General features: G+C 72.8%; 27 protein-coding genes. 16 read left to right on the top strand and 11 right to left on the bottom strand.

Annotated features, from left to right (window positions below; all coding sequences use genetic code 11):
• Window positions 1-24: 24 nt before the first annotated feature.
• Together AB6L24_RS17050 and AB6L24_RS17045 are read right to left on the bottom strand one after the other, a co-directional pair.
• Window positions 25-1179 (bottom strand): NAD(P)/FAD-dependent oxidoreductase, encoded by a 1155-nt coding sequence (locus tag AB6L24_RS17050; RefSeq protein ID WP_405656160.1) that lies wholly within the window; start codon window positions 1177-1179, stop codon window positions 25-27.
• 60 nt (window positions 1180-1239) lie between these two features.
• Window positions 1240-2607 (bottom strand): aminopeptidase P family protein, encoded by a 1368-nt coding sequence (locus tag AB6L24_RS17045; protein WP_405657200.1) that lies wholly within the window; start codon window positions 2605-2607, stop codon window positions 1240-1242.
• Window positions 2608-2730: 123 nt separating this feature from the next.
• On the opposite strand from AB6L24_RS17045, the gene AB6L24_RS17040 reads away from it, so the two are divergent.
• The 5 genes from AB6L24_RS17040 to AB6L24_RS17020 are packed head-to-tail and all read left to right on the top strand — an operon-like array spanning window position 2731 to window position 8561.
• Window positions 2731-4473, top strand: a complete 1743-nt coding sequence (locus AB6L24_RS17040) for an ABC transporter substrate-binding protein (RefSeq protein ID WP_405656158.1) — start codon at window positions 2731-2733, stop codon at window positions 4471-4473.
• A gap of 14 nt (window positions 4474-4487) precedes the next feature.
• Window positions 4488-5474: an ABC transporter permease gene (locus AB6L24_RS17035; RefSeq protein ID WP_405656157.1), complete on the top strand. Its 987-nt coding sequence runs from the start codon at window positions 4488-4490 to the stop codon at window positions 5472-5474.
• Window positions 5471-6457: an ABC transporter permease gene (locus AB6L24_RS17030; RefSeq protein WP_405656155.1), complete on the top strand. Its 987-nt coding sequence runs from the start codon at window positions 5471-5473 to the stop codon at window positions 6455-6457. The genes AB6L24_RS17035 and AB6L24_RS17030 overlap by 4 nt, the downstream gene beginning before the upstream one ends.
• The gene (locus AB6L24_RS17025) at window positions 6457-7497 is read left to right on the top strand and encodes an ABC transporter ATP-binding protein (RefSeq protein ID WP_405656153.1); all 1041 of its coding nucleotides are present in this window, start codon (window positions 6457-6459) and stop codon (window positions 7495-7497) included. The genes AB6L24_RS17030 and AB6L24_RS17025 overlap by 1 nt, the downstream gene beginning before the upstream one ends.
• On the top strand, window positions 7494-8561 hold the full coding sequence (locus AB6L24_RS17020; protein WP_405656152.1) for an ABC transporter ATP-binding protein: 1068 nt from the start codon (window positions 7494-7496) through the stop codon (window positions 8559-8561). Before AB6L24_RS17025 ends, AB6L24_RS17020 begins: the two co-directional genes overlap by 4 nt.
• Here the strand turns inward: AB6L24_RS17020 and AB6L24_RS17015 are convergent.
• Window positions 8506-9165, bottom strand: a complete 660-nt coding sequence (locus tag AB6L24_RS17015) for an NADPH-dependent F420 reductase (protein ID WP_405656151.1) — start codon at window positions 9163-9165, stop codon at window positions 8506-8508. The two genes, AB6L24_RS17020 and AB6L24_RS17015, sit on opposite strands and share 56 nt — an antisense overlap.
• Window positions 9166-9392: 227 nt before the next feature.
• On the opposite strand from AB6L24_RS17015, the gene AB6L24_RS17010 reads away from it, so the two are divergent.
• Both AB6L24_RS17010 and AB6L24_RS17005 read left to right on the top strand, forming a co-directional pair.
• Window positions 9393-9548 (top strand): hypothetical protein, encoded by a 156-nt coding sequence (locus tag AB6L24_RS17010; protein WP_405656150.1) that lies wholly within the window; start codon window positions 9393-9395, stop codon window positions 9546-9548.
• Between the two features lie 134 nt (window positions 9549-9682).
• Window positions 9683-10555 carry an aldo/keto reductase gene (locus AB6L24_RS17005; RefSeq protein WP_405656149.1) on the top strand — a complete coding sequence of 291 codons (873 nt, stop codon included), beginning with the start codon at window positions 9683-9685 and terminating at the stop codon, window positions 10553-10555.
• A 120-nt stretch (window positions 10556-10675) separates the two neighbouring features.
• On the opposite strand, the gene AB6L24_RS17000 is transcribed toward AB6L24_RS17005, so the two are convergent.
• Window positions 10676-11863 carry an MFS transporter gene (locus tag AB6L24_RS17000; RefSeq protein WP_405656148.1) on the bottom strand — a complete coding sequence of 396 codons (1188 nt, stop codon included), beginning with the start codon at window positions 11861-11863 and terminating at the stop codon, window positions 10676-10678.
• A 419-nt stretch (window positions 11864-12282) separates the two neighbouring features.
• Here AB6L24_RS17000 and AB6L24_RS16995 point away from each other — a divergent pair, with 419 nt between their 5' ends.
• Window positions 12283-13818, top strand: coding sequence for a methionine--tRNA ligase (locus tag AB6L24_RS16995; RefSeq protein WP_405656147.1), 1536 nt, complete (start codon window positions 12283-12285; stop codon window positions 13816-13818).
• Between the two features lie 28 nt (window positions 13819-13846).
• Here AB6L24_RS16995 and AB6L24_RS16990 read toward each other — a convergent pair whose 3' ends face one another.
• Together AB6L24_RS16990 and AB6L24_RS16985 are read right to left on the bottom strand one after the other, a co-directional pair.
• Entirely contained in the window at window positions 13847-14917 is a 1071-nt protein-coding gene (locus AB6L24_RS16990) for an LLM class flavin-dependent oxidoreductase (RefSeq protein ID WP_405656145.1), read from the bottom strand.
• Window positions 14917-15429 carry an SRPBCC family protein gene (locus AB6L24_RS16985; RefSeq protein WP_405656143.1) on the bottom strand — a complete coding sequence of 171 codons (513 nt, stop codon included), beginning with the start codon at window positions 15427-15429 and terminating at the stop codon, window positions 14917-14919. Before AB6L24_RS16985 ends, AB6L24_RS16990 begins: the two co-directional genes overlap by 1 nt.
• A 173-nt stretch (window positions 15430-15602) precedes the next feature.
• Here AB6L24_RS16985 and AB6L24_RS16980 point away from each other — a divergent pair, with 173 nt between their 5' ends.
• Both AB6L24_RS16980 and helR read left to right on the top strand, forming a co-directional pair.
• Window positions 15603-15980, top strand: coding sequence for an ASCH domain-containing protein (locus AB6L24_RS16980; RefSeq protein WP_405656142.1), 378 nt, complete (start codon window positions 15603-15605; stop codon window positions 15978-15980).
• A 171-nt stretch (window positions 15981-16151) separates the two neighbouring features.
• The gene (gene helR, locus AB6L24_RS16975) at window positions 16152-18356 is read left to right on the top strand and encodes an RNA polymerase recycling motor ATPase HelR (protein WP_405656141.1); all 2205 of its coding nucleotides are present in this window, start codon (window positions 16152-16154) and stop codon (window positions 18354-18356) included.
• 37 nt (window positions 18357-18393) lie between these two features.
• Here helR and AB6L24_RS16970 read toward each other — a convergent pair whose 3' ends face one another.
• The 3 genes from AB6L24_RS16970 to AB6L24_RS16960 all read right to left on the bottom strand — a co-directional run bounded on the left by AB6L24_RS16970 (window position 18394) and on the right by AB6L24_RS16960 (window position 20107).
• A complete protein-coding gene (locus AB6L24_RS16970) occupies window positions 18394-18744 on the bottom strand; it encodes a VOC family protein (RefSeq protein ID WP_405656139.1) in 351 nt (116 codons plus the stop codon).
• A gap of 128 nt (window positions 18745-18872) precedes the next feature.
• Window positions 18873-19370: a winged helix-turn-helix transcriptional regulator gene (locus AB6L24_RS16965; protein ID WP_405656138.1), complete on the bottom strand. Its 498-nt coding sequence runs from the start codon at window positions 19368-19370 to the stop codon at window positions 18873-18875.
• Window positions 19371-19438: 68 nt separating this feature from the next.
• Entirely contained in the window at window positions 19439-20107 is a 669-nt protein-coding gene (locus AB6L24_RS16960; protein WP_405656137.1) for a CGNR zinc finger domain-containing protein, read from the bottom strand.
• Window positions 20108-20163: 56 nt separating this feature from the next.
• Between AB6L24_RS16960 and AB6L24_RS16955 the strand changes: the two genes are divergently transcribed.
• Window positions 20164-21387, top strand: coding sequence for an MFS transporter (locus AB6L24_RS16955; protein ID WP_405656135.1), 1224 nt, complete (start codon window positions 20164-20166; stop codon window positions 21385-21387).
• A 76-nt stretch (window positions 21388-21463) separates the two neighbouring features.
• Window positions 21464-21991: a hypothetical protein gene (locus AB6L24_RS16950; RefSeq protein ID WP_405656133.1), complete on the top strand. Its 528-nt coding sequence runs from the start codon at window positions 21464-21466 to the stop codon at window positions 21989-21991.
• Window positions 21992-22017: 26 nt separating this feature from the next.
• Here the strand turns inward: AB6L24_RS16950 and AB6L24_RS16945 are convergent, their stop codons facing one another.
• A complete protein-coding gene (locus AB6L24_RS16945; RefSeq protein ID WP_405656132.1) occupies window positions 22018-22626 on the bottom strand; it encodes a TetR/AcrR family transcriptional regulator in 609 nt (202 codons plus the stop codon).
• A gap of 109 nt (window positions 22627-22735) precedes the next feature.
• Here AB6L24_RS16945 and AB6L24_RS16940 point away from each other — a divergent pair, with 109 nt between their 5' ends.
• The 4 genes from AB6L24_RS16940 to rpmF all read left to right on the top strand — a co-directional run bounded on the left by AB6L24_RS16940 (window position 22736) and on the right by rpmF (window position 26022).
• Window positions 22736-24211, top strand: a complete 1476-nt coding sequence (locus tag AB6L24_RS16940) for a cytochrome P450 (protein WP_405656131.1) — start codon at window positions 22736-22738, stop codon at window positions 24209-24211.
• 152 nt (window positions 24212-24363) lie between these two features.
• Complete coding sequence (locus AB6L24_RS16935) at window positions 24364-24624, top strand: hypothetical protein (RefSeq protein WP_405656130.1); 261 nt, start codon at window positions 24364-24366, stop codon at window positions 24622-24624.
• On the top strand, window positions 24621-25667 hold the full coding sequence (locus AB6L24_RS16930; RefSeq protein WP_405656129.1) for a glutathione S-transferase family protein: 1047 nt from the start codon (window positions 24621-24623) through the stop codon (window positions 25665-25667). Before AB6L24_RS16935 ends, AB6L24_RS16930 begins: the two co-directional genes overlap by 4 nt.
• Before the next feature lie 184 nt (window positions 25668-25851).
• Window positions 25852-26022, top strand: a complete 171-nt coding sequence (gene rpmF / locus AB6L24_RS16925; protein ID WP_380853219.1) for a 50S ribosomal protein L32 — start codon at window positions 25852-25854, stop codon at window positions 26020-26022.
• 53 nt (window positions 26023-26075) lie between these two features.
• Here the strand turns inward: rpmF and AB6L24_RS16920 are convergent, their stop codons facing one another.
• Entirely contained in the window at window positions 26076-26789 is a 714-nt protein-coding gene (locus AB6L24_RS16920) for a TNT domain-containing protein (protein WP_405657199.1), read from the bottom strand.
• Between the last annotated feature and the right edge of the window lie 60 nt (window positions 26790-26849).

Genomic DNA, 26849 nt, shown 5'->3' with positions numbered 1-26849 from the left:
GTGACTGGTCAGGCGGTGGGCTGGTCAGGCGGTGGGCATGAAGCGGCCGGGGTCGAACGGGCTCGCGTCCAGGGGCGGTCGGCCGCCGGTCAGACAGCGCGCCACGATCAGGCCGGTCGCCGGGGCGAGCCCGATGCCCGCGCCCTCGTGCCCGCAGGCGTGCAGCAGGCCGGGGACGCGCGGGTCGGGTCCGATGGCGGGCAGGTGGTCGGGGAGGTAGGGCCGGAACCCGGCGTACGTACGCATCGCCCGGACCCCGGCGAGGACCGGGAACAGGGCGGTCGCCTGGGCCGCGAGGCGCCGCAGGACCTCCGTGGACAGGGTGCGGTCGAAGCCGACCCGTTCCCGGCTCGCGCCGATCAGGACCGGGCCCGCCGCGGTGCCCTCGACCACCGCCGAGGTCTGCAGCGCCGCCGAGCCGCTGGCGACGTCGGCGACGTAGTCGGCCGCGTACACCTTGCGCCGCACCACGCGCGGCAGCGGTTCGGTGACGAGGACGAAGCCGCGGCGGGGCAGGACCGGCAGGTCCACGCCCGCGAGCGCGGCGACCTCGCCGCCCCAGGTGCCCGCGGCGTTCACCACGTACCCGGCGTACAGCTCCCCGGTCGTCGTCGCGACCCCCCGCAGTTCACCGTGGCCGCCGGTGAGCAGGCCGGTGACCTCGTCGCCGAGCCTGAGGCGCACCCGGTCGCCGCCCGCCTTGAGCAGGTGAGCGGCGGCCAGGGCGGGCATGACCTGGGCGTCCTGGGGATAGAGGAAGCCGCCCGCGAGGCCGGGGGCCAGATGCGGCTCCAGGTCGTGGAGCCGGTCCGGCGCGACCTCCTCCGCCCGCACCCCGGCCTTCTCCTGTCCGGCCGCGAAGTCGCGCAGGGCGCGCATCCCGTCCTCGTCGGCGGAGACGACCAGGCCGCCCTTGGTCTCGTACTCGATCTGCGGCGGGAGCAGTCGGGTCAGCTCCCGCCACAGCTCGGTGGAGAGCAGGGCCAGTTCGAGCTCGGGGCCCGGCTCCTTGTCCGAGACGAGGAGGTTGCCCTCGCCCGAGCCGGTGGTGCCGCCCGCCACCGGGCCGCGGTCGACCACGGTGACGGTGAGACCGGCCTGCGCGGCGTAGTAGGCGCAGGCCGCGCCGACGACGCCCGCGCCGACGACGATGACGTCCGAGGAGTTTCTCGTGAGCACGTCAGTAATATTTCACATGGCACTGACGATGCCAAGGGTTTCGCACGAGCCGTCCCCGGTTCAGCCCTCCATCAGCGCACCCATCCACTCCTCCACACCGTCCGGCGTCCTCGGCAGCGCGCCGGACATCAGGCGGGCCCCGTCCGCCGTGACGACGAGGTCGTCCTCGATGCGCACGCCGATGCCGCGCAGTTCGCGCGGCAGGGTCTCGTCGTCCGGCTGGAGGTAGAGGCCGGGCTCGACGGTGAGCACCTGGCCCTCCTCAAGCACGCCGTCGAGATAGGCCTCCGCCCGGGCCTGGGCGCAGTCGTGCAGGTCGATGCCGAGCATGTGGCCGCTGCTGCACAGGGTGTAGCGCCGGTGGAACTCGCCCTCGGCGTTCTTGAGCACCCCCCATTCCGCGAGCCCTTCGGCGATGACGCGCATCGCGGCCCGGTGGAAGTCGCGGAAGGCGGCGCCCGGCCGCAGCGCGGCGATGCCCGCGTCCTGTGCGGCGAGGACGAGTTCGTAGACCTGCCGCTGGACCGGGGAGAAGCGCCCGGACAGCGGCAGGGTGCGCGTGATGTCGGCGGTGTAGAGGCTGTCGGTCTCCACGCCCGCGTCGAGCAGCAGCAGTTCGCGGGCGTCCAGGGGGCCGTCGTTGCGTATCCAGTGCAGGACGCAGGCGTGGGCACCGGACGCGGCGATGGTCTCGTAGCCGGTGCCGTTGCCCTCGGCGCGGGCGCGCAGGCCGAAGACCCCCTCGATCCAGCGCTCGCCGCGCGGCTCGCCGAGGGCGCGCGGCAGGGCGCGCACGACGTCCTCGAAGCCGGTCGTGGTGTGGTCGACGGCGAGTTGGAGCTGGCCGACCTCCCACGGGTCCTTGACGAGCCGCAACTCGCTGAGGGCGGTGGCGAGTTCACTGTCGACGGCGGCGTTCCTGCCCGGCGGAAGCTCGGTCGGCGGCACGCACCGCAGGCCCGTCATCCGCTCGGCCTCCGCGAGGTCGGCGCGCCGGCCCACCCAGAACTCGCCGTAACGGCGGTCCCGGTAGAAGCCGTTGTCGGTGCGCGGCGACCGCGGGCGCAGGTGCAGGACCGCCTCGTGGCCGCGCGGCCCGTCCGGTTCGAGGACCAGTACATGACCGGCCTGGTCCTCGCCGGTGAGTCCGGTCAGCCAGGCGTACGCGCTGTGCGGACGGAAGCGGTAGTCGCAGTCGTTGGAGCGGACCCTCAACTCCCCCGCCGGGACGATCAGTCGCTCGCCGGGGAAGCGGGCCGAGAGGCGGGCGCGGCGGGCCGGGGTGAGGTCGGCGGCGGGCAGCCGGATGCCGTCGGGCAGGGGGCTCGGCACCCAGTCGCGGGCCATGAAGGCCGCGAACTCGGGGGATTCGGGAAGGTCGTGGCTGACCGTGCGGATGCCGGTCGACGCGGGCTCGTTCACTGGGATCCCTTCGGACACAGGTGAGTAACGGACGAGTCGATGCCTTGCCAGTACAATTTCACATTACTATGTTACCGGTCACATTCCAGCCACCTCGGGGCTGGCCGACTGTTCTCGGAGTGACCACTGATGAACAAGCGCACCCTCACAGCTGTCGCCGCCGTCCTGGCGACGGCCGTCACCCTCGGCACGGCGGGCTGTTCCGGCTCCACGGCGGGCAAGAATCGGGGCGGCAAGAACCCCGCGACCCTCAACGCCGGGGCCGTGGTCGGCGGCACTCCGCAGCGCGGCGGCACCCTGACCGTTCTGTCCAACCAAGACTTCACCCACCTCGACCCGGCCCGCAACTGGGTCATGAGCGACATGGACTTCGGCACCCGGCTGCTCTACCGCACCCTCGTCACCTACAAGGCCGCCCCCGGCACCGCGGGCGGCGAGCTGGTCCCCGACCTCGCGGCGGACCTCGGCACCCCCTCGAACGGGGCCAGGACCTGGACCTTCCGCCTCAAGAAGGGCATCAAGTACGAGGACGGCACGCCGGTCACCGCCCAGGACATCAAGTACAACGTCGAGCGGTCCTTCTCCCCCGACCTGCCCGGCGGCGCCGACTACGCGGCCCGCTACCTCGCCGGGGCCAAGGGCTACCAGGGCCCGGCCGAGGGCGAGCACCTGGACTCGGTCAAGACCCCCGACGCCCACACGATCGTCTTCGAACTGCGCAAGCCCTTCGCGGAGTTCCGCAACGTCACGGTGATGCCGACGTTCGCACCGGTGCCCAAGAAGCGGGACAAGGGGCCGCGGTACGACAACAGGCCCTTCTCGTCCGGGCCTTACAAGATCCAGTCGTATCAGCGCGGGAAGAAGCTGGTGCTCGCCCGCAACCCGCACTGGAAGGCCTCGACCGACACGGTCCGCAAGGCCCACCCGGACAAGCTCGTGATGGTGATGGGCCTCAAGGCCAACCAGATCGACGACCGCCTCATCGCCTCGCAGGGCGCCGACGCCTCCGCCGTCTCCTGGGGAGCGGTACGGCCGGAGAGCGCCGCCAAGGTGCTGCCGAGCGCCGAGGTCAAGAAGCGCCTCATCGCCGAGTCCACGAACTGCACCGACATGGTTCAAATGCACACCGGGCGAGGTCCGTTCACCGATGTGTTGGTCCGTCAGGCCGTGCAGTACGCCCTCGACCGGGAGTCGGTGCTCACCGCGTCCGGCGGCCCCGCCTTCAACGACCCGTCCACCGCCTACATGCCCGCGTCCCTCTTCGGCGGCAAGCAGCCCGACACCCTGAAGATCCCCGTCGCGGGTGACGTCGACAAGGCCAAGCAGCTCCTGAAGGAGGCGGGCAAGCCGGGCGGCTTCAGCACCAGGATGACCGTCTCCACCGGCGACAAGGGCCGGGCCGAGGCGATACAGGCATCCCTCGGCAAGGCGGGGATCAAGGTCACCATCGAGACCGTCGACCCGTCCGCGTTCTACGCCACGATCGGCGACACCAAGAACCGCACCGACCTGGTCTACACGGGCTGGTGCCCGGACTACCCGTCCGGATCGACGTTCCTGCCCTTCGTCTTCGACGGCCGCTACATCAAGGAGAAGGGCAACACGGGCAACCACTCCTTGTTCCGCGACGAGCCGACCATGAAGCGCATGGACGAGATCGCCGCCATGACGGACGCCGAGAAGGCGGGCGCCGCCTGGCGGGCGCTGGACGGCGAGATCCTCGCCAAGGCCCCGACCGTCCCGGTCCTGGTGCGCCGCTGGCCGCTGGTCCTCGGCAGCAACATCGCGGGCGCGTACGGCCAGACGTCCTTCGGCGGCCAGCTCGACTACGCCACGGTCGGCCTCAAGGACCCGTCCAAGAGCAACGGCTGAGGGGCGCCCCGACCATGACCACCCTCACCCCGAAGACACCCGAACCCACACCGGCATCGGCATCGGCGCAGGCACCGGACCAGCGACCGGCACCGGCCACCGCGGGCAGCGGCCCCTGGCGCCTCGCCCGCGCGGAACTGCGCCGCCGCACCTCGGCGAAGGTCTCCCTCGTCATCGTCGCGCTCTTCGCCGTCATGGCGGTCGCCGCTCCCCTGCTGAGCGCGCTCGGCGGCTGGTCGCCCGAGGAGTTCGACAAGACCGCGGTCGACCCCTATCTCGGCGGGCAGCCCATCGGGCCGCTCGGCGGGATCTCCGCCGACCACTGGCTGGGCGTCGAACCCGTCACCGGACGCGATCTGTTCGCCCGGGTCGTGCACGGCGCCCAGGTCTCCTTGCTCATCGCCTTCGCGGCCACGGCGATCGTCGTGATCGCGGGCACGGCGGCCGGGGTCGCGGCCGGCTACTTCGGCGGCCGCGTCGACGCCGTGCTCAGCCGGATCATGGACCTGACGATGTCCTTCCCCTCGCTCATCTTCATGATCGCGATGATGTCGGTGGCCAAGGACGTCAACCGGATCCTCCTGATGACCGCTGTGATCGGCCTGTTCGGCTGGCCCGGCATCGCCCGCGTCGTGCGCGGCCAGACGCTCTCGCTCAAGCACCGCGAGTACGTCGACGCGGCCCGCGTGGGCGGCTCGGGGCCCTGGCGGATCCTCACCCGCGACATCCTTCCCGGCGTCGCCGGGCCCGTCATCGCGTACACGACCCTGATCATCCCCGGCATGATCGCCACCGAGGCGGCGCTGAGCTATCTCGGCGTCGGCGTCCGGCCGCCCACGCCCTCCTGGGGCCAGATGATCGCCGAGAGCGTCGCCTTCTACGACACGGACCCCATGTACTTCGTCATCCCGAGCACCTGTCTGTTCCTGACCGTGCTCGCGTTCACCCTGCTCGGCGACGCGCTGCGGGACATCCTCGACCCGAGGGGCAGCCGCACATGATCCTCTACATCGGCCGCCGTCTGCTCGCCGTGACCGGCGTGCTCGTCGCCATCGCCGCCGTCACCTTCACCATCTTCTACGTCCTGCCGTCCGACCCGGCCGCCGCGGCCTGCGGCAAGTCGTGCAGCGTCGACCGGCTCGCGGCGATCCGCGCCAACATGGGCCTGGACCAGCCGATCTGGCGGCAGTTCTGGGACTTCCTCGCGGGCATCTTCACCGGCCGCACCATCGGCACCGGCCAGTACGCCCTGCGGTGCGACTTCCCGTGCCTCGGCTACAGCTACGAGAACAGCGAGGCCGTGTGGGGTCTGCTCATGGACCGCCTTCCGGTCTCCGCCTCGCTCGCGCTCGGCGCGGCCGTCCTGTGGCTGGCCCTCGGCCTGACCGCGGGCGTGACGGCCGCGCTGCGCAAGGACACCCTCACCGACCGGCTCCTGATGGTCGGCGCGGTCGGCGCCGCCTCGCTGCCCGTGTACTTCACGTCGATGGTGCTGATCTACGGCCTGATCCGCACGGCCGACCTGCTGCCCTATCCGCAGTACGTACCCTTCGGCTCCGACCCCGTCGACTGGGCGTCCAACCTGCTGCTCCCCTGGCTCGCGCTCGCCATCCTGTACGCGGCCATGTACGCACGCCAGAGCCGCAGTTCGATGATCGAGACGATGGCGGAGCCGTACATCCGCACGGCCCGCGCCAAGGGCCTGCCGCGCCGCAAGGTCGTCGTCAAGCACGGTCTGCGGGCGGGGATGACGCCGATCCTCACGCTCTTCGGCATGGACCTGGGCGGGCTCGTCGCCGGCGCCGTCATCACCGAGTCCATCTTCGGCCTGCCGGGCATCGGACGGCTCTTCTACGGCGCCCTGTCCACCGGCGACCAGCCGGTCGTCCTCGGCGTCACGCTGCTCGCCGCCGCCTTCATCGTCGTCGCCAACCTGGCCGTCGACCTGCTGTACGCCGTCGTCGACCCGCGAGTGAGGTTCTGATGACCCTGCTGTCCCACGAGGACGCGCCCCCGCCGGTCGAGCGGGACGAACCCCTGTTGTCCGTGCGGGATCTGGGCGTCACGTTCACGACCGGACGCGGCCGGGTCCGGGCCGTGGACCAGCTGTCCTTCGAGGTGCGCCGGGGGCGGACCCTCGGCATCGTGGGCGAGTCCGGATCGGGCAAGTCCGTCACCTCCCTCGCCGTCCTCGGCCTGCACACCGGCGCGGAGGTCACCGGCTCCATCCGGCTGCACGGCCGGGAGGTGGTCGGCCTCGACGAGCGCGGCCTCAACCGGCTGCGCGGCCGCCGCATGGCCATGATCTTCCAGGATCCGCTGTCCAGCCTGCACCCGTACTACACGGTCGGCGAACAGATCGCCGAGCACCACCGCGTGCACTTCGGCTCCCGGCGCGCGGCGGCCCGTCGGCGTGCGGTGGAGATGCTCGCCGAGGTCGGCATCCCCGAGCCGGAGCGCCGGGCCGGCGAGTATCCGCACCAGTTCTCCGGCGGCATGCGTCAGCGCATGATGATCGCGATGGCCCTCGCCTGCGAGCCCGAACTGCTCATCGCGGACGAGCCCACCACGGCCCTCGACGTCACGGTGCAGGCGCAGATCCTGGAACTGATCGCGCGGCTGCAAGAGGACCGGGGCCTCGCCGTCGTCATGATCACCCACGATCTGGGCGTGGTCGCCCGGGTCGCCCACGAGGTGCTCGTGATGTACGGGGGCCGGGCCGCCGAACAGGCCCCGGTGGACACGCTGTTCGCGACCCCGGCGCACCCCTACACCCGGGGCCTGCTCGACTCCCTGCCGCGTCTGGACGACGCCGACGACGAGCCGCTGCGGGCCATCCCCGGCAGCCCGCCGTCCCTGCTCGCCCCCGCCCCCGGCTGCGCGTTCGCGCCCCGGTGTCCCCGGGCCGCGGCCGCCACCGCGGACGAACGGCTGCGGTGCGAGACCGAACGGCCGCCGCTCGGCGGCCCGGCCGGCCATCCGGCCGCCTGCCACTTCCCCGCGTACGAAGGCGCCCCCTCATGACCCCAGCGAACCGGCCCACCACGACGGACCAGCGACCGCTCCTTTCCGTACGGGACTTGACGAAGTCCTTCCCGGCCCGGCGGCGCGGCACGGCTCCCGTGCGGGCCGTCGACGGCATCAGCTTCGACGTGGCCGAGGGCGAGACGCTCGGCCTCGTCGGGGAGTCCGGCTGCGGCAAGTCCACCACCGGGCGCACCATCGTGCGGCTCCTGGAGCCCACCACCGGCACGGTCCACTACGACGGCCGCGACATCAGCCGTCTGTCGCAGCGCGCACTGCGGCCGGTGCGCCGCGAGATCCAGATGGTCTTCCAGGACCCGCACTCCTCCCTCAACCCGCGCCAGACCGTCGCCCGGATCATCGCCGACCCGCTGCTCGTCCAGGGGAGTCCGGCCGCCGACGCCCGCAAGCGCGCCCTCGAACTCATGGAGCTCGTCGGGCTGATCCCCGAGCACAGCGACCGCTATCCGCACGAGTTCTCCGGCGGCCAGGCCCAGCGCGTCGGGATCGCCCGGGCGCTCGCCACCGGTCCTCGCCTCGTCGTCGCCGACGAGCCCGTCTCCGCACTCGACGTCTCCGTCCAGGCCCAGATCGTGAACCTGATGGAGCGCCTGCAGCGGGAGCTCGGGCTCGCCTACCTCTTCATCGCCCACGACTTGTCCGTGGTCAAGCGCGTCTGCGACCGGGTCGCCGTCATGTACCTCGGCCGCATCGTCGAGATCGGCCCCAAGGAGCGGGTGTACGCGGCCCCCGCGCACCCCTACACCCGGGCGCTCCTGTCCGCCGTGCCGCTGCCCGACCCGGCGGCCGAGCGGGCCCGGGAGCGCATTACGCTCCTGGGCGACCCCCCGAGCCCGGCCGCTCCCCCGCCCGGCTGCACGTTCCACCCCCGCTGTCCCAAGGCCGAGGCCATCTGCCGGACCGAGGCGCCGGTCCTGCGGATCGGGGCGCCGGGCGAGGCGCGGGAGGTGGCGTGTCACTTCCCCGAGACGGCCGTGGCCGCGTCACTCACGCCCGGAACGTCGCCGGGCGCTCGGGGGACGCCGCCGCGAGCGCGTCGGTGACGGCGGTGACCCCGGCCCGCAGGCCGTAGACGGGGGTGTCGGGCTGCTGGCGCCAGGACTCGTCGATGCCGCCCGCGTCCACGGTGTCGAAGCCGAGCTCGTCGATCAGGTCGCGGACGACCTTCTTGGCGGCCTCGTCGTCACCGGCGACGGGCAGCGCCATGCGCTCCGGGTCACCCTTGGGCAGCGGCTTGTCGAGGATGTCCTCCGCGTAGGTGCCGTTGAACGCCTTGATGACCGGGTGGCCGATGTGCCGCTCGGTCCAGCGGCTCTCCGTGACGCCGTCGTCCTCGATGGCGTCGATCCTGCCGTCGCGCCCCGGGTAGTAGTTGCCGGTGTCGAGCACCGCGAATCCGTCGGCGGCCCCATCGAACAGGCCGGACGGCAGGTCGGGGACCTTCCCCAGCGGGATGGTGACGACGACGAGCTCGGCGCCGCGCGCGGCCTCGGCGACGGTCACGGGCGTGGCGCCGGTCTCCTCGGCGAGGGCGGTGAGGGTCGCGGGCCCCCGGGAGTTCGCCACGGACACCTCGTGCCCGAGCTTCGTCAGGCGCCGGGTGAGATTGCCGCCGATGTTGCCCGCGCCGATGATGCCGATCTTCATGGGGTCCTCCAGAACCGTGGCGCGACGGGAGTGCCGCTGCCGCATGTGTGCACCCAACCCCGCGGTCACCTGCGCTATTTCCGCCGGCCCCCGGGAATATCCGGCGCACCCGATCGTTCGCACGTGGCCCGTGGCGGTAGGCCTTCGGGGGCTTGGGGACCGTCCGGATATTCCCCGCCGACCATTGGATATCCGATGGCTGCCAGTGGCGTTTCCATGGGATCCCTATGGAACGGGACACCTGCGTTCGGCGCCTCCTGACGCCCGAGGTCAACGGTGGACAGGAGGGCGCCGACCGGATCGCCGTCGGGCTCGCCTGCCACGGCACGGCCGACGCCCGGCCCGCCCCACCAGCGGCTTCGGTCCTGTCCTGTCCGACGTGACGCCGGGCGGCCGTCATTCCGACGCCGCGTCGGACGGCTGCCCCTGCGGGGCCGAATCCGTTGTTCGCGCGTTCTTGCACATAGGTTCGGAGTCACACATCTTGTCGTACGCACGCCGTGAAAGGACCGCTCCCATGAGCACCTCGAACACCTCGCGCCCCGCCGACGCCTCGGGCAGCTTCGCCCTCGGCGGCGACCTGCCCGTCAACCGGCTCGGCTACGGTGCGATGCAACTCACCGGACCGGGCGTCTGGGGCGAGCCCAAGGACCGGGACGAGGCCATTCGCGTGCTGCGGCGCGCCGTGGAGCTCGGCGTGACCTTCATCGACACCGCCGACTCCTACGGCCCGATCGTCAACGAGGTGCTGATCCGCGAGGCCCTGCACCCCTACGCCGACGACCTGGTCATCGCCACCAAGGCCGGTCTGACCCGGTCGGGTCCTGACGACTGGCGTGCCGTGGGCCGCCCCGAATACCTGCGCCAGCAGACCGAGTTGAGCCTGCGCCACCTCGGCATCGAGCGCATCGACCTGTTCCAGCTGCACCGCATCGACGAGCAGGTCCCGCTCGCCGACCAGCTCGGCGAGCTGGTGCTGCTCCAGAAGGAGGGCAAGATCCGCCACATCGGCGTCTCCGAGGTGACGGTGGATCAGCTCAAGGAGTCCCGCGAGCACGCCGAGATCGTGTCCGTGCAGAACCAGTACAACCTGGTCAACCGCGGCTCCGAGGACGTCCTGGAGTATGCCGAGCGCGAGAACATCGCCTTCATCCCGTGGTTCCCGATGGCCACCGGCGAGCTGGCCCGCCCGGGCGGCCCGCTCGACGCCGCCGCCAAGGAGCACGGCGCATCGCCGTCGCAGCTCGCCCTCGCCTGGCTGCTGCGCCGCTCGCCGGTGGTCCTGCCCATCCCCGGCACGTCCAAGGTGGCCCACCTGGAGCAGAACACCGCCGCCGCGGAGATCACCCTGACCGACGCGCAGTTCGAGGCGCTCGCGGCCGCCGTCTGACGGTCGCCGGGCACGGGGTGGCGGCGCTCACCGCCGCACGGTGGGCGCCGCCGCCCCTGGTCACCGCCGCGCAGTGGGCGCCCCCGGCCATCGCCGCACGGTGAGCGCCACCACCCCCGGTCACCGCCGCAGCCCCACCGCCACCACCCCCGCCGCCGCGGTCAGCCCGCCGAGCACCATCACCGCCGACGGCGTCGCCCCGTCCACCACGGCGCCACCGGCCAGCGCCCCCAGCGAGATCGTCGCCTGGAACGACGCGGTGAAGAGCACCGAGGCCGCCTCCGGCGAACGCGGCACCGCCGCCGCGAACCAGGCCCCCGAGCACACCGGCACGGCGCCGTACGCGACCCCCCACACGACGAGCAGCGCCACCGCCCCGCCGGGCCGTTCCCCGAGCACGGGCAGGAGCAGGGCCGCGGCGGCCATCAGCCCGGCGGCCACCGCGAACGCGGCACGCGGGCGGCGGGCCACCGCGGCGCCCCCGAGGAAGTTCCCGGCGATGCCCGCGGCTCCGTATGCCAGCAGGAACACGGTGACCACGCCCGGGCCCACGTCCGTGACCTGCCGCAGGAACGGCGTGACGTACGTATAGGCACCGAAGTGCGCCAGGACGACGAGGAACGTCACGAGCAGCGCCCAGCGGGTGCCCGAGCCGCGCAGCGCGGCCCGCAGGACGCTCGCGCGGAGGGCCTCCTCCGGTGCCAGCGGCGGCAGCACCAGGACCATGGCGCCGCAGACACCCACGCTCAGAACTCCCATGACGGTGAAGGCCGTTCGCCATCCGGCGGCCTCCCCCAGGAAGGTGCCGAGCGGCACGCCGAGCACCGATCCGAAGGGCACCGCGGAGAAGATCACCGCCGTGGCCCTGCCGACGGACTCCGACGGCACGAGCCGCCCCGCGAGCCCGGCCCCGATCGACCAGAACCCGCCGATGGTCACGCCGACCAGGACCCGGGAGACGAGCACGAGCCAGTACGCCGGTGCCACCGCCACGACGAAGTTCGCGAGCGCGAGCAGCGCCATGAAGGCGCACAGCATGACCCGCCGGTCCACGCGGGCCGTGGCCGTCGTCACCAGCGGCGCGGACAGCGCGGCCAGGAAGCCCGGCATCGTCATCGTCAGTCCGGCCGTGCCGTTCGTGACGTCGAAGCTGCGGCCGATCTCGGGCAGCAGGCCGATCGGCAGGATCTCCACCGTGACGATGGCGAAGAGCCCCGCCGTGACCGAGCAGACGGCGAGCCAACTGATCAGCGGGGAGCGGGGATTCGCTCCGGAGCGCTCGGCGGTGGTCGTGCGGGTGTGCGGCATGGATGGGTCCGTCCTGGCGGAGAGTTCCTGCGGGGTTCCGGTGGAGAAGACACATCGATGTATCGACACATCGATGTGGGCGCGCCGAGGGCGCGCCTCAGTCCACCAGGGGACGGGGTCCGCGGTCTGGCAGGTAACCGACCCCATGGTCGGCCCCCGGCACGCACCCGTCGGCGCTGCCCGGCGCCCCGTACCCGACGGAAAACAACAGGTCCGGCGGCGCACCGCGCTGCTAGCATCCCCGCATGATCACGCCAGAGTTCCGCGTCGCCATGATGCCCCGCCGACGGGGCTGCTGACACCGGACACGAGCGTGCCCGAGGCCCCGAGACGGGGCCTCGTCCTGTGGCACGGCACGGAGCCCCGCCTCTCCCATCCGGACATCACCCGGAGATCGCACTCAGATCCTGGAGGCTCCCATGACCACACCCCGTACGACCTACGTCACGACGACCATTCCGTACGTCAACGCCCGCCCCCACCTGGGCTTCGCCCTCGAACTCGTGCAGGCCGACGTACTGGCCCGCCACCGCCGCCACCGGGGGGACAGGGTCCGCTTCCTCACCGGCACGGACGACAACTCCCTGAAGAACGTCCTCGCCGCCGAGGCCGAGGGCGTCCCCGTGCAGGACTTCGTGGACCGCAACGCGGACGCGTTCGCCGCGCTGCGCGACCCGCTCGCCCTGTCGTTCGACGACTTCATCCGGACCAGCCGGGACCCGCGCCACCGCGTCGGCGTGGAGCGGCTCTGGCGGCGGTGCGCGGACTCCGGCGACCTGTACCGCAAGCACTACGAAGGCCTGTACTGCGTCGGCTGCGAGCAGTTCTGCACCCCGGCCGAACTCGTCGGCGGCCGCTGCGCCGAGCACGGCACGGAGCCCCGGCCCGTCGCCGAGGAGAACTGGTTCTTCCGCCTGTCGCGGTACACGGACCAGCTGCACGCACTGATCTCGTCCGGCCGTCTGCGCGTCGAGCCCGCCGTCCGCCGCAACGAGGTCCTCGCCCTGATCGAGGGCGGTCTGCACGACTTCTCGGTGTCGCGCTCGCAGACCCGTGCCCGCGGCTGGGGCATCCCCGTGCCCGACGACCCGGACCAGGTCGTGTACGTGTGGTGGGACGCGCTCGGCAACTATGTGACGAGCCTCGGGTACGGCACCGACGACCCCGCGTTCGACCGGTGGTGGACCGGTGCGACGCGCCGCAGCCACCTGCTCGGGAAGGGCGTCGTCCGCTTCCACGCCGTGTACTGGCCCGCGATGCTCCTGTCGGCCGGTCTGCCGCTGCCCACCGACATCCTCGTGCACGACTACCTCACCGTCGACGGCCGCAAGATCAGCAAGTCCGGTGGCACGACGGTCGATCCGGCGGAGCTGGCGGCGGAGTTCGGCACGGACGCGGTCCGCTGGTGGCTGCTGCGCGAGGTGCCCCGGGTCGGGGACGCCGACTTCACCCGGGAGCGGCTCGTGGCGCGCGCGAACGCCGACCTCGCGGGCGGGCTCGGGAACCTCGTCAACCGGGTCGTGACGATGGCGCACCGCTTCCGCGACGGCCGGGTGCCGGAGCGGAGCACAGGGGCCGAGGGCGCCCCGGCCGAGGGCACGGAACGGCTCGCGGCCGTCTGCCGTGAGGTGCGGGACCATGTCGACGACGCCCTCGCGGACTTCGACTTCCGGCGGGCGACGGCCGCCGTGTGGCGGATCGTGCAGGAGGCCGACCGCTGTGTCGACGGCACGCGGCCGTGGGAGCTGGCCGGGGCCGAGCGCGCGGGCGACCGGGCTGCGGGCGACCGGCTCGACGAGGTCCTCGCGGCGCTGGTCGGGGCGTGCCGCACGGTCGCGGACCAACTCGGCCCGTTCCTGCCGGAGTCCGCGGCGCGGGTGGCGGCGCAGTGCGCGCCGACGGACGGCCGCCTCCCGGCGGCGCGCCCGCTGTTCGCGCGGGTGGGCGAGGGGTAGGCGACTTCACCGGGGCGGCAGGTCGGACCTACGCTCCGTCGACCTGTTCTTGCCGTTCGACGTCCCGTACGAGGTCGAGGGCCCGGCCCAAGGTGGTCAGGCGGGCGGCGAGGGTGGCTCCGGCCGGGTAGAGGCGGACGGTGGTGACGCCCGCCGCCCGCCACACCCGCAGCCGTTCGCGCACCCGCTCCTCGGTGCCGATGAGGGTCGTCGCGAGGACCATGTCGTCGCTGATCAGCGCCGCGGCGCCGTCCCGGTCGCCGGCCTGCCAGCGGTCGCGCACGGCGGCGGCGACCTCGCTCCAGCCCTGGCGGCTGTACGCGTCGTTGTAGAAGTTCGTGGCCGCCGTGCCCATGCCGCCCAGGCTGAAGGCGAGTTCCTTCTTGCGTCCGCCGACCAGCGTGCGCATCTCGTCCTCGTCGTCGGCGAACGCCACTTCGGCGCCCTGGCAGATGTCCAGGTCGGCGCGGTTCCGCCCGGCCTCGGCGAGCCCGGCGTCGAGGTGGTCGAAGTAGGCCTCCTTGGCTCCTTCGGGTACGAAGCTGGTGCCGAGCCAGCCGTCGGCGACGCGGCCGGTGAGGCGCAGCATGCGGGGTGAGAGCGTGGCGAGGTGGACGGGCAGGTCGTGCTCGGCGCGGATCGCCAGGCGCATGGGCCGGGCGTCGCCGCCCGGCAGCGGCAGGGTGAACTCCCGCCCCTCGTAGGCGAGTTTCTCCCCGGCCACCGCCTGCCGGACGATCTCGACGGTCTCCCGCATCCGCGCGAGGGGCCGGTCGAAGGGGACCCCGTGCAGCCCCTCGACGACCTGCGGTCCGGACGGCCCGAGGCCCAGCAGGAACCGGCCGTCGGAGATGTTCGACAGGGTGATCGCGGCGCGGGCGATGGCCACGGGTGTGCGGGTGCCGAGCTGGATGACACCGGAGCCGAGCCGGATGCGGTGGGTGCGGGCGGCCAGGTAGCCGAGCGGGGACGGCGCTTCGGCGCCCCAGGCCTCGGCGACCCAGCAGGTGTCGAGGCCCAGTTTCTCGGCCTCGGTGACGTAGGTGACGGTGTCCTGCCAGTCGGCGCCGGACGCCTCGACGGTGGTCGCCGTGCGCATCACGCGTCCCCCTCGGCGAGTGCCTTGATGGTGTCGAGGGTGGCGCTCATCCCGCGCTCCAGTTCCCGCATCCGTACGAAGACGATCTTCTGCTCCTTCTCCGGTGCTCGCTCGATCGCGAGCGAGAGGCCGGAAGGGCCGGGGCCCATCCGCATCCAGTGCGTCAGCTCGGTGCCGCCGTCGCGGTCGCGCAGGCTGAACCGCCAGGAGGCGCTGGGGTGTTCGGGGTCGGTGACCGCCCAGCCGAAGACGCGGGGCGGCTCGCACTCGACGACGTGGGACGTGGTGGTCCACGCGCCGAAGGCCTCGTGTGCGTTGTGCCCGGCGAAGCGCGCCCCCCGGGCCGGGGCGGCGGCGCCGTCCAGCCACTCCACGGCCCGCAGTTCGCCGCTGCGGTCCGGCATCAGCGTGATGTCGGTGGCGAGGTCCCACACACGGCGGGGCGGCGCGTCGATCCAGGTGCGCACCTCGACGGTCGGCTGGTCCACGTAACGTACGCCAGTCCACTCCATGGCCAGCAGAGTTGCTCAACAGGACTGACCTGTCAAGGAGTTGCGACGGACGCCGGACGTCGGGAAAGCGGGGTTCCGGCCGCGGCCGCTCGGGCACACTGGTGCGGTCGGATCCCCTCTGCGGGGCGGGCGATGCGGGTGAGGCGAGGACGATGTGGCCGCGGGTCAATGGAATGCGCTCCCTCGAACTGGGCGTCCCGGGGGCGATGCGGGCCGAGCTGAACAGCCTCGTCCTTGCGGGGGCGAAGACGACCACGACGGGCCTCCTCGCCGACTACGCCAAGGAGACCGAGGGGCTGGAGTATCCCGGCGAGTTCCTCGCCGTCCTGGACGACGCCGGCGGGTGCGTGGCCACGGTCGAGATCACCGGCGTGCGGGTGCTGCCGTTCGCGGAGGTGACGTGGGCGCACGCCGACGCCGAGGGGGAGGGTTTCGCGGACCTCGCCGACTGGCGCTCGGGGCATCTGCGCTACTGGGCGCGGCAGGGGGTACCGGTCACGGACGGCACCCTCGTGGTGTGCCTGGCCTTCCGCCTGGTGGAGACGCCGTGACCTGGACCCGGGAGAACCGGGAGAAGGCGCGGCAAAAAGGAAGGCAAGGAGAACTTCCGCTCCTTGCCACTCTCAACTTATAGCGCACCGGGGGGCTTGCGGCAAGGCCCCGGTCGTACCGCAGAATCGCTGACCTCAGCCCGACCTGCGGAAATGGGAGATTCACCCAGCATGACCCCCCTGACCACCAGTGCGTTCAACCTGCCCGACCGACTCGACGCCAAGGCCGACCCGGCGCTCATCGCCGACGACGAGAAGCACTTCGCGGCCATCGCGGAGACCCTCGCGCAGACGATCGCCGAGCTGTCCGACCGCCTGGACAGCGTGCGCAGGGCACCCGGCGGCATCGGCCGCCAGGGTCTGGACCGGGACGCGGAGGTCCACCGGCTGACCGCACGGCTGCGCGCCCTGCGCCGCTTCGGCCTCGACCTGTGCCTGGGGCGCGTCGTCGGCGCGGACGACCCCGAGCCCCTGTACGTGGGGCGGCTCGGCCTCACCGACAGCTCGGGGCGAAGGCTCCTGATCGACTGGCGCTCCCCCGCGGCCGAGCCGTTCTTCGCGGCGACCCACGCCAACCCGATGGACCTGGCGAGCCGCCGCAGGTACCGCTGGACCGGCGGGCGGATCAGCGACTACTGGGACGAGGTGTTCACCGCCGACGGCCTCGAACATCACGCGGCGCTCGACGACCAGTCCGCGTTCATCGCGAGCCTCGGCAGCAACCGGTCGGAGCGGATGCGTGATGTGCTCGGCACCATCCAGGCCGACCAGGACGCCATCATCCGCGCGGGTTCCCGCGGCGCCCTCGTCGTCGACGGCGGCCCCGGCACGGGCAAGACCGTCGTCGCCCTGCACCGCTCCGCGTACCTGCTGTACTCCGACCCCCGCCTCGGCCACCACCGGCGCGGCGGCGGCATCCTGTTCGTCGGTCCGCACGAGCCCTATCTGGGGTACGTCGCCGACGTGCTGCCGAGCCTCGGTGAGGACGGCGTGCAGACCTGCACCCTGCGGGACCTCGTCGCCGAGGGCGCGGCGGCAAAGCCCGAGGCCGACCCGGAGGTGGCCCGCCTGAAGTCGTCCGCGGGCATGGTGCGGGCCATCGAGAAGGCCGTCGCGTTCTACGAGGAGCCGCCCACCGAGGCCATGGCCGTCTCGACGCCCTGGGCCGAGGTCCGGGTGAGCGCCGACGACTGGGCCGAGGCATTCGGGGCACCGGGCTCCGGCACTCCGCACAACGAGGCGCGGGAGCAGATCTGGGAGGAGCTGGCTTCGATCCTGATGGACAAGCAGGGGCTGGACGAGGAGGAGGACGGCGTCTCGCCCGAGCTGTTCCTGCGCGCGCTGCGCCAGGACCGCGACCTCGTCACGGCCCTCGACCGGGCGTGGCCGCTCCTTGAGGCCGCCGATCTGGTCTCCGACCTGTGGACGGTCCCGGCCTATCTGCGGATGTGCGCGCCCTGGCTGGACCGCGACGAGGTGCACAGGCTCCAGCGCAAGGACGCGCCGCAGGCCTGGACGGTGTCCGACCTGCCGCTCCTGGACGCGGCCCGGCAGCGGCTCGGCGACCCGGAGGCGGCCCGTCTGAAGCGCCGCCAGGCCGCCGCCGTCGCCGCCGAGCGCGAGCGCATGTCCCGCGTCATCGACGAGATCGTCACGGCCGCCGACATCGACTCGGCCGGGGACGAGAGCGAGGGCGCCGTGCGGATGCTGCGCGGCAAGGACCTCCAGGACAGCCTGATCGACGAGAACGCCCTGCCCACCGCCGACGCGGACCGGCTCGCGGGCCCGTTCGCGCACGTCGTCGTGGACGAGGCGCAGGAACTGACCGACGCGGAGTGGCAGATGCTGCTCCTTCGCTGCCCGTCGCGCAGCTTCACCATCGTCGGCGACCGCGCGCAGGCCAGGCACGGGTTCACGGAGTCGTGGGAGGAGCGCCTCGGGCGGGCCGGACTCGACCGGATCAGGCCGGCCTCCCTGACCGTCAACTACCGCACCCCGGAGGAGATCATGACGGAGGCCGAGCCGGTGATCCGGGCCGCGATCCCGGACGCCAACGTGCCGACGTCCATCCGCAGCAGCGGCCTGCCCGTCGACCACGGCTCCGTCGCGGACCTCGGCACGGTCCTCGACGACTGGCTGGCCACGCACGCCGACGGGACCGCGTGCGTCATCACCACGGGCGCCACCGACGTCGGCGCGCTCCCGGCGACGCCCCGGGTCCGGTCGCTGACCCCGGAGCTGTCGAAGGGTCTGGAGTTCGACCTGGTCGTCCTCGTCGATCCGGAGTCGTACGGCGAGGGCATCGAGGGGGCCGTCGACCGCTATGTCGCGATGACCCGGGCGACGCAGCGGCTCGTCGTGCTCACGAGCGACTGAGACCGCGAACGCACGGGCACCCGGCGTCGGCCGTGGGTCAGCGGTGGCTCAGTACGTTGACCACACGGCCGTCGGGGTCACGTACGAAGAACCGCCGTACGCCCCACTCCTCGTCCTGGAGCGGGTGGACGATCTCCGCGCCGCTGTCCCGCACCGCCGCGTAGGCCGCGTCCACGTCGTCGACCTCCACACTCATGTCGGGCGCGACCGGCGCGGTTTTGTCGGCGGCCGCGTAGAGGCCGATCTGCGCCGTCGGGACGGCCGGGGAGGCGAGGGTCATGAACCAGCCGTGGTTCATGACCTCCTCGAAGCCCAGCAGGCCGTAGAACTCCCGGCTCTCCGCGGGGGCGTCCGAGGGGATGTTGGGCACGACTCGGCGAACGGACATCGGGGCTCCTGAGGGAAGACGACACCAACGGAAATGTGTCCGGCTGGCGCTGGGGCTGTCACTGGTTCTGGTCTCACGCTGGGACTGTCACTGGATCCGGCACTCGGTCTGGACTGTGTCCGGGGCTGTCACGGGGCGAACCGCCTGCGCACGTCGGCCCGTTCGGCCAGGTGGGCCGGGAAGCCCGGGCCCATCCGGGGGCGGGTGTCCGCGGCCGTCATGGGTTCCTTGCAGTGCGCGCACACGACCTCGGCGGCGCTCTCGTGGCCGCACGGCTCGTGCCGGAAGACGACGGGCGCGCCGTCGTCGCCGCTGAGCCAGCGGTTGCCCCAGCTGTTCATCGCGGCGAGGACCCCGAAGAAGTCCCGGCCCTTCTCGGTGAGTACGTAGTCGTGGCGCACCGGGTCGCTCTGGTACGGGCGCTTGTCGAGCAGCCCCTCGTCGACCAGGCGTCGCAGCCGGTCGGCGAGGGTGTTGCGCGCGATGCCGAGCTCCTGCTGGAACGCGTCGAACCGTGTGACTCCGTAGAAGGCCTCGCGCAGCACCAGCGGTGTCCACCAGTCGCCGAGCAGGTCCATGGTGCGCGCGATGGAACAGGGCCAATTCGCAAAGGAGGTCCGCCTCATGGGGTCAGCATAGGAAGGGTTCGCGCACACGTACGCCTTCTGGAGTTCACCGGCTCTCCTCACGCTCCTTACGCCCCTCGTGCCCCCTGGTCCCGCCGGGACGGCCGGCGTTCCTTGGCGCGCCGGTGGTCCGCCACCCGTTCGCGGGTCGCGCAGCGCGGTGAGCAGTAGCGGCGCTCCGCCCCGCTGCCGCCGGTGACGTACACGTCGGCGCAGCGCGTCGACGCGCACACTCCGCCAGGGGGCCGCTGGCGGTCCCAGACGAGGACGGCGAGGGCCATGCAGGACGACGCGAGGAACCACTCGGCCCAGGGCGCGGTGTCGGCGCTGTCGAGGTGGATGTGCCACGGCGAGCCGCCGCCGTGCGCGGTGAGCCGGACGGGGCCGCAGCCCTCGGCGAGGAGCCGGTTCAGGCGGGTCGCCGCCGCGTCGACGTCGGGGGCGGCGAAGACCTCGCGCAGGTGGGCCGCGACGGCGCGCATGTCCGTGACGTCCGCGTCCGACAGGTCGAGCGGATCGGTCTCGCCGTACTCGCGCAGGACCGCTGCGAGCGCGGCGAGCGAGTCGGCCGTGGGCTCGGCGGCGCCGTCGTCGTCCTCGGCGCCGAGGACGTTGACGAGCGCGGCTGCGCGCCGGGCGGACCGCAGCACGGAATGGCGGGTGGACCACTCGTTCGTCGACCCGCGCTGTGGCTCGCTCGTGGACGGGGTGGCGGCTGCGTCGTTCGGCCTGTTCACGCCCGTCAGGGTAACGCCCTTGGCCGCACACCCCGTTACCTTGTAACGTCTTGCGAATGTCAAAGCGTTACAACATGACGCTCTGTCTCACCGGTGCCACGGCCGCCCGCACCGGGGACGAGATGTCGGGGCCCGCGCTGCTCCTGGTGGGGCTCTCGGTGACGGGGTCGGCGTCGGCGGCATCGGCGCTCCTGGCGGCGATCACCGTGTCGGCGGCCGTGGGCGGGCCCGTCTTCGGCGCGCTGCTCGACCGGGCGGCGCGTCCGGGGCGGCTCCTCGCCGGTGCGCTGGCCGTGTACTGCGCGGCGCTGCTCGTCATCCTGCTGAGCCTGGGACGGCTGCCGCTGCCCGTCGTCCTCGCCACCGCCGTGTGCGGCGGACTGCTCGGGCCCGCGCTCGCCGGTGGCTGGACCTCGCAACTCCCGCGTGTGACCGCCCAGGAGGACCTGTCGCGCGCCAACGCCCTGGACGCGCTGACGTTCAACACCGCGAGCCTCGCGGGCCCCGCCCTGGCCGGCGCGGTCGCGATGACGGCGGGCGCCTCGGTGAGCGTCGTGGTGTCCCTGGCCCTGATCGCCCTCGCGCTCCCGGCCGCGTGGACGCTCCCGACGCGCGCCCCCGCGGCCCGCGCCGAGCCGTCCACGTCCGTCGTCGCCGACCTCGTCGCCGGCTTCGCCGCCATCGGCCGCGCCCGGCCCCTCGCCCGCGCCACCCTCACCTCCGTCGTGTCCTACGTAGGCGTCGGCATGCTGGTGACCTGCACGCCCCTGCTCGGCGAACGGGCCCTGGGCTCGACCGGTTCGGGCACGTTCCTGCTCGCGGCCCTCGCCGCCGCGTCCCTCCTCGCGAACGCGCTCCTGGCCCGCCGCCCCGACCTGCTCCGGCCCGACGCCACGATCCTGGGCAGCGTCCTCGTCCTCGCCCTCGCGCTGCTCCTCGCCGCGACCCTGTCGCCCCTCGCCCTGTTCGTGGCGATGGCGGTGGCAGGGGCGGGCGAGGGACCCCAGTTGACCGCGCTGTTCGCGGTACGCCACCGGGAGGCCCCCGACCGGCTGCGCGGCCAGATCTTCACCACCGGCGCCAGCCTGAAGATCACCGGGTTCGCGATCGGCGCGGGCCTCGGCGGCCCGGTCGCCACCTGGTCGCTGTCCGGCTCGCTCCTCGTGGCGGCGGGCTGCGAAGTCCTCGCCGCGCTGGGCTTCGTCCTCCTCACCGTGCTCCCCGTACGTCACTCGGACGCGCCGCCGTCACACGCCTCCCGGGCACGGGTACAGCCGTAACGTCCGCTGCGTCCCGTGCGACGACGCACAGCAGCGCCGCCGCCGACCAGGAGCCCGGACGGGAGCGCCGCCGCTGATGCCTGCCTCACGGAATCCCTCCGCGCCGCCGGACGCGGTCGTGCTCCAGGACTACGACCACCACGGGCGGATGTGGTCGCTGGAGATCGCGACGGGGCTGCTCAGGCCCGCCTCGGGCCGCTGCCACGGGTTCGTCCACGTGCGGGACGCACCCGCGCGGGGCGGCCCGCCGGTCGCGGCGGCGCTGTACGCCGAGGGGCACGGCGCGGGCGTCCTCTGGCTCCAGTACGGGCCGCAGCGCTGGGACTGCGCGGCGGTGGCCGTGCGGCAGGTGTCCGAGCCGGACGGCCACCGGCTCTTCACGGTGTTCGGGGAGCGCGGCCCGGAGCTGGAGCTGCGCTACCCGAAGCCGGATCCGGGGCCGGCGGACCCGGCGTACGACTGGATCGACACCGTCGCGGACGACTTCTTCCTGTGGGTCGCCGAACGGCTCGCCGACGCCGACTCCGGGGACGGCACAGCGAATTCCGCGACCGCCCGGCGGGCTCTGGCGGAGCACTTCGCGACGGGGTTCCTGCCGGACTGACGTCAGCCCGGCACGGAGCGGCCCGGCTACGGCAGGATCGCCCCGAGCAGCGCCCGCGCGCACAGGTCCCGCACCTGTGCGCGCGTCAGCTCCGGCTCGTCCAGCCACTCCAGGCACACGGCGACCATGAAGGCCAGCCAGCCGCGCACCGCGAGGCGCACGGCGGGGAGTTCGGCGGCCAGGGGCGCCGTCTCGGGGTCGGCGGCGAGGGCGGCGAGGATCTGGCGCTCCTGGGCGGCGAGGCCCTGGCGGTAGACCTCGCGGACCGTGGGGTCGCCCGCGGCCTCCGCCCGGTGGAAGGCGCGGAAGCCCTGGGCGTGGCCCTCGACGTACCCCAGGAAGGCGTCGAGTCCGGCGCCGAGCTGCTCGCGCACGGGAAGGCCGGGTTCGGCGGTCGTCAGGCGCAGCATGCGCTCGCTCTCGCGCTGCACGACGGCGGCGAAGAAGTCCCGTTTGGTCGGGAAGTAGTGGTAGAGGAGCCCGCGCGACACGCCCGCGATCTCGGCGACCTGCTCGATCCAGACGTCGCCGTACGGGTTCTGCGCGAACAGCCGCGCGCCCACGGTGAGGAGTTGCTCCCTGCGCTCCTCGGTGCTCAGTCTGCGGCGCGTGCGCTCCTGCGGATTCGCGACCATACGAGCACCTTACTTGACGTCGGTTCAACAACAGGACCAGACTCGATCCCCTATTGAATCCACGTACAACAGGCTCGAACGAGCCCTGTGCACAAGGGAGATGGCGGTCATGGCGCAGACGACGCAGCCGACGGGAAGTGCCGAGCCGCTGTCCGGGGACCTGCCGAAGGGATTCCGCGGCGCCGAGGCGGGCTGGCCCGAGCTGCACCGCATACCGCACCCGCCGCGCCGGCTGCCGCTGGTCGGCGACGTGCTCGGGGCGAACGTCCGCACACCCGTGCAGGACTCGATGCGCATCGGCCGCGCCCTGGGGCCCGTCTTCCGGCGCAAGGCCTTCGGCAAGGAGATCGTGTTCGTCTGGGGGGCGCGGCTCGCGGCGGACCTGGCCGACGAGGCGCGGTTCGCCAAGCACGTGGGGCTCGGGGTGGCCAATCTGCGGCCGGTCGCGGGCGACGGCCTGTTCACGGCGTACAACCACGAGCCGAACTGGCAGCTGGCGCACGACATCCTCGCGCCCGGTTTCAGCCGTGAGGCGATGGCGGGCTACCACCCGCTGATGCTGGACGCGGCCGGGCAGCTGACGGCCCGCTGGGACGGCGCGGCATCCGCGGGGCGGGCCGTGGACGTGGCGGGCGACATGACGAAGCTGACCCTGGAGACCATCGCCCGCACGGGCTTCGGGCACGACTTCGGCTCCTTCGAGCGGTCCCGGCCGCACCCCTTCGTGACCGCGATGGTCGGCACGCTCTCCCACGCCCAGCGGCGCAACGTCCTGCCGCCCGCGCTCGCGCCGCTGCTCCTGCGCCGGTCCGAGCGGCGCAACGCCGCCGACATGGCGTATCTCAACCGGACCGTCGACAAGGTCGTCGCGGCCCGCCGCGCCGCCGACTCCTCCGGCGCTCCGGGCGACCTGCTCGACCGGATGCTCGACGTCGCCCACCCCGACACCGGGGAGCGCCTCTCGGCGGAGAACATCCGGCGCCAGGTCATCACCTTCCTCGTCGCGGGGCACGAGACGACGTCGGGCGCCCTGTCGTTCGCGCTGCACTATCTGGCGTGCCATCCCGAGGTGTGCGCCCGCGCGCGGGAGGAGGTCGAGCAGGTGTGGGGGCGGACGGAGGTGCCCGCGTACGAGCAGGTGGCCAAGCTCCGTTACGTACGCCGGGTGCTCGACGAGTCGCTGCGGCTGTGGCCGACCGCGCCGGCGTTCGCGCGGGAGGCGGTGCGCGACACGGTGCTCGACGGGACGCACCCGATGCGGCGTGGCGCGTGGGCGCTGGTCCTGACGATGCTGCTGCACCGGGACGAGGAGGCGTGGGGCGACCGGCCGGAGGCGTTCGACCCCGAGCGGTTCACGCCGGCCGCGGTGCGCGCCCGGCCGCCGCACGTCTTCAAGCCCTTCGGCACGGGCGCGCGGGCCTGCATCGGCCGTCAGTTCGCCCTGCACGAGGCGACATTGGTGCTCGGTCTGCTGCTGCGGCGCTACGACCTGGTGCCGGACGCGGACTACCGGCTGCGGGTCGCCGAGCGGCTCACGCTCATGCCGGAGGGGCTGCGGCTGCGGCTCGTCCGCCGGGCGGGGTGAGCGCGGGGCTCCGGCCGGGGCGGACGGGGCGGCTCGCGCGCCGGTTCCGGGGCACACGCGCGTGGTGGTTGAAGGGCAATTGTCAGACCCGTGCGCAAGAGTGGGGCTTGCACCTTCGACCTTGGTGACCGCGCGCAAAGGAGCCAACCGACATGACCGGCACGACACACCCCGAACTGGCCGCGGCACAGGCGTGCTTGCGCCTCCTCCACACAGCACGCGCCGCCCTGTCCGGACCCGTGACGGCGCAGACCGCGGCGCTGCTCGCCGTGCCGATCGCGGACGCCGACGAGGCCCTGAGCCGCGCGGGCCTCGCGGGCAACGAGGCCGCGCTCCTGAACAGGATCTACGACCTGTCGCCACCCGCGCCCGTCCCCGGACCCACCCCTAGCCCCGAGGGGAGCCTGCGGTGAGCGGCGCGGAGCAGGAATCGGCGGGCAGCGAGGAGGCGGGCGGCAACGCCACGTACGGCAAGAAGCCGTTCAAGCGCTCGCGCAGCCACTTCGCCGACCGCGTCACCGCCGACGGACGCGACGGCTGGCCGGTGGAGGCCGGGCGCTATCGCCTGGTGGTGAGCCGCGCCTGCCCCTGGGCGAGCCGCGCGCTGATCTCCCGCAGACTGCTCGGCCTGGAGGACGCCCTCTCCCTCGCGGTCACCGACCCCATCCAGGACGACCGCAGTTGGCGCTTCACGCTGGACCCGGACGACCGTGACCCGGTCCTCGGGATCCGCTATCTGAGCGAGGCGTACGACGCGCGGGAGACGGGCTATCCGGGCGGCGTGAGCGTCCCGGCGATCGTGGACGTCCCGAGCGGCCGGCTGGTCACGAACGACTACCAGCAGATGACGCTGGACCTGGCCACGGAGTGGACGGCCCTGCACCGCCCCGGAGCCCCCGATCTGTACCCGGAGGCGCTGCGCGACGAGATCGACACGGTGATGGACGGCATCTACCGCGACGTCAACAACGGCGTGTACCGATCGGGTTTCGCGTCCTCCCAGAGCGAGTACGAGACCGCGTGCCGGGATGTGTTCCGGCGCCTGGAGGAGACGTCGCGGCGCCTCGCCGACCGCCGCTATCTGGTCGGCGACAGCATCACGGAGGCGGACATCCGCCTGTTCACGACGCTGGTGCGCTTCGACGCCGTCTACCACGGCCACTTCAAGTGCAACCGCCGGAAGCTGACCGAGGACCCGGTCCTGTGGGCGTACGCCCGCGACCTCTACCAGACACCGGGCTTCGGCGACACGGTCGACTTCGACCACATCAAGCGGCACTACTACGAAGTGCACACGGGCATCAACCCGACCGCCATCGTGCCGCTCGGCCCGGACCTAGGCGGGTGGCTGACACCGCATCACCGCGAGCGGCTCGGCGGCAGCCCGTTCGGGAAGGGGACGGCACCGGGTCCGGTCCCGGAGGGCGAGGAGGTGCCGGAGGCGGGGCGGCCCTGAGAGCGCTCGTCCGCAGAGGGCGGATCAGGCGGGGCCGACTCGGAGGCTCCGTGGCGCCCTGGTCCGGCACTCGGCCGGACCAGGGCGACTTCGCCCACCGGTCCCCTTTTGTTAATGGGATCCATTTTCATGTAGCCTCTGGGCAGCTCTCCCCCACCCGCACGCACCACCCCCGGAGGACCCCATGGCCGTACCGAAGCGGAAGATGTCCCGCAGCAACACGCGGCACCGCCGCGCCCAGTGGAAGGCGACCACCCCGCAGTTGGCGCCCGTGACGGTGGACGGTGTCACGCATCTCGTGCCGCAGCGACTGATCAAGGCGTACGAGCGCGGGCTCATCACCCCGGAGGGCTGACCCGCCCCGCCCCGCCACGACGGCTCGACTCGGCTCGTGTCAGCTCGGCTGGGTCAGCTCGCGTCGGCGGGCGCGGCGGCCGGCTTGAGGTAGCCGTGGTCGAGGAGCCACTTCACGTTCAGGCGCCGGCCCTCGCCGGGGTTCAGGAAGACCGGGTCGAGCTTGATCTGCTCGCCGCCGCCGGGCTGCTCGAACCAGGGGGCTATCCCGCCCTGCCAGACGGAGAACGGCTTCGCCACCTTGTACACGCGATAGTCGCAGGCGTGCGCCGCGTCGCGGGTGTTGAGGTTCTGCGGCGGCAGCGAGCGCTCCGCGTAGGAGTCCCCGGCGGGCGCGAGGAACGAGCCGAACTCGGAGCCGAAGCGGTCGAGGAGCTCGCCCTTCTCCAGCTGCTCCGGGTGTTTGTCGACCTCGCCGTTGACCGTCTCGAAACCGTCGTGGGGCGGGTACTTCCAGGTGCCGGAGTCAGCCGGGCCCTCCCAGTACTTCTTGAGGAAGGCGGACGGCGTGAGCTTGCCGGTGCGCTTCCACTTCTTCAGGAGCGGTCCGACGGGCTTCTGCCACTTCTTGGGCAGCCACTTGGGGCCGAGGCGGGCATCGTCGAGCAACGCGCCGGTGCAGGGCTCCGGCTTCGCCCCCGCGGCGGGCGCCGTCGCGGCGGTGGTCGAGCCGGACGGCGCCGCGTGCGCGGTGGGCGCGACGGCGACGACCGTCACCACGGCGGCCGTCACCCCCATCGCGGCCAGGGTCGTACGGATCCGGGTCACACGGCTCTGCTCCACTCGGCGACTCCTCAGGTCTGCGCTCGCACGGGCGCGGGCATCAAG

The organism is Streptomyces sp. RK9 (assembly GCF_045070545.1).
GTDB lineage: Bacteria > Actinomycetota > Actinomycetes > Streptomycetales > Streptomycetaceae > Streptomyces > Streptomyces alboflavus.
This window is presented reverse-complemented; position numbering and strand designations above follow the sequence as displayed.

What these genes read in the sequence shown, in the direction of transcription:
- AB6L24_RS16950 (WP_405656133.1), top strand. Translation starts at nt 21,464, where the DNA reads ATGCCTGCCTCACGGAATCCCTCCGCGCCGCCGGACGCGGTCGTGCTC.
- AB6L24_RS17000 (WP_405656148.1), bottom strand. Translation starts at nt 11,863, where the DNA reads ATGCCGCACACCCGCACGACCACCGCCGAGCGCTCCGGAGCGAATCCC.
- AB6L24_RS16985 (WP_405656143.1), bottom strand. Translation starts at nt 15,429, where the DNA reads ATGGAGTGGACTGGCGTACGTTACGTGGACCAGCCGACCGTCGAGGTG.
- AB6L24_RS16935 (WP_405656130.1), top strand. Translation starts at nt 24,364, where the DNA reads ATGACCGGCACGACACACCCCGAACTGGCCGCGGCACAGGCGTGCTTG.
- AB6L24_RS16980 (WP_405656142.1), top strand. Translation starts at nt 15,603, where the DNA reads ATGCGCTCCCTCGAACTGGGCGTCCCGGGGGCGATGCGGGCCGAGCTG.
- rpmF (WP_380853219.1), top strand. Translation starts at nt 25,852, where the DNA reads ATGGCCGTACCGAAGCGGAAGATGTCCCGCAGCAACACGCGGCACCGC.
- AB6L24_RS16970 (WP_405656139.1), bottom strand. Translation starts at nt 18,744, where the DNA reads ATGTCCGTTCGCCGAGTCGTGCCCAACATCCCCTCGGACGCCCCCGCG.
- AB6L24_RS17015 (WP_405656151.1), bottom strand. Translation starts at nt 9,165, where the DNA reads ATGAAGATCGGCATCATCGGCGCGGGCAACATCGGCGGCAATCTCACC.
- AB6L24_RS16940 (WP_405656131.1), top strand. Translation starts at nt 22,736, where the DNA reads ATGGCGCAGACGACGCAGCCGACGGGAAGTGCCGAGCCGCTGTCCGGG.
- AB6L24_RS17025 (WP_405656153.1), top strand. Translation starts at nt 6,457, where the DNA reads ATGACCCTGCTGTCCCACGAGGACGCGCCCCCGCCGGTCGAGCGGGAC.
- AB6L24_RS17020 (WP_405656152.1), top strand. Translation starts at nt 7,494, where the DNA reads ATGACCCCAGCGAACCGGCCCACCACGACGGACCAGCGACCGCTCCTT.
- AB6L24_RS16965 (WP_405656138.1), bottom strand. Translation starts at nt 19,370, where the DNA reads ATGAGGCGGACCTCCTTTGCGAATTGGCCCTGTTCCATCGCGCGCACC.
- AB6L24_RS17035 (WP_405656157.1), top strand. Translation starts at nt 4,488, where the DNA reads ATGACCACCCTCACCCCGAAGACACCCGAACCCACACCGGCATCGGCA.
- AB6L24_RS17010 (WP_405656150.1), top strand. Translation starts at nt 9,393, where the DNA reads ATGGAACGGGACACCTGCGTTCGGCGCCTCCTGACGCCCGAGGTCAAC.
- AB6L24_RS17040 (WP_405656158.1), top strand. Translation starts at nt 2,731, where the DNA reads ATGAACAAGCGCACCCTCACAGCTGTCGCCGCCGTCCTGGCGACGGCC.
- AB6L24_RS16945 (WP_405656132.1), bottom strand. Translation starts at nt 22,626, where the DNA reads ATGGTCGCGAATCCGCAGGAGCGCACGCGCCGCAGACTGAGCACCGAG.
- AB6L24_RS16995 (WP_405656147.1), top strand. Translation starts at nt 12,283, where the DNA reads ATGACCACACCCCGTACGACCTACGTCACGACGACCATTCCGTACGTC.
- AB6L24_RS16990 (WP_405656145.1), bottom strand. Translation starts at nt 14,917, where the DNA reads ATGCGCACGGCGACCACCGTCGAGGCGTCCGGCGCCGACTGGCAGGAC.
- AB6L24_RS17030 (WP_405656155.1), top strand. Translation starts at nt 5,471, where the DNA reads ATGATCCTCTACATCGGCCGCCGTCTGCTCGCCGTGACCGGCGTGCTC.
- helR (WP_405656141.1), top strand. Translation starts at nt 16,152, where the DNA reads ATGACCCCCCTGACCACCAGTGCGTTCAACCTGCCCGACCGACTCGAC.
- AB6L24_RS17005 (WP_405656149.1), top strand. Translation starts at nt 9,683, where the DNA reads ATGAGCACCTCGAACACCTCGCGCCCCGCCGACGCCTCGGGCAGCTTC.
- AB6L24_RS16955 (WP_405656135.1), top strand. Translation starts at nt 20,164, where the DNA reads ATGTCAAAGCGTTACAACATGACGCTCTGTCTCACCGGTGCCACGGCC.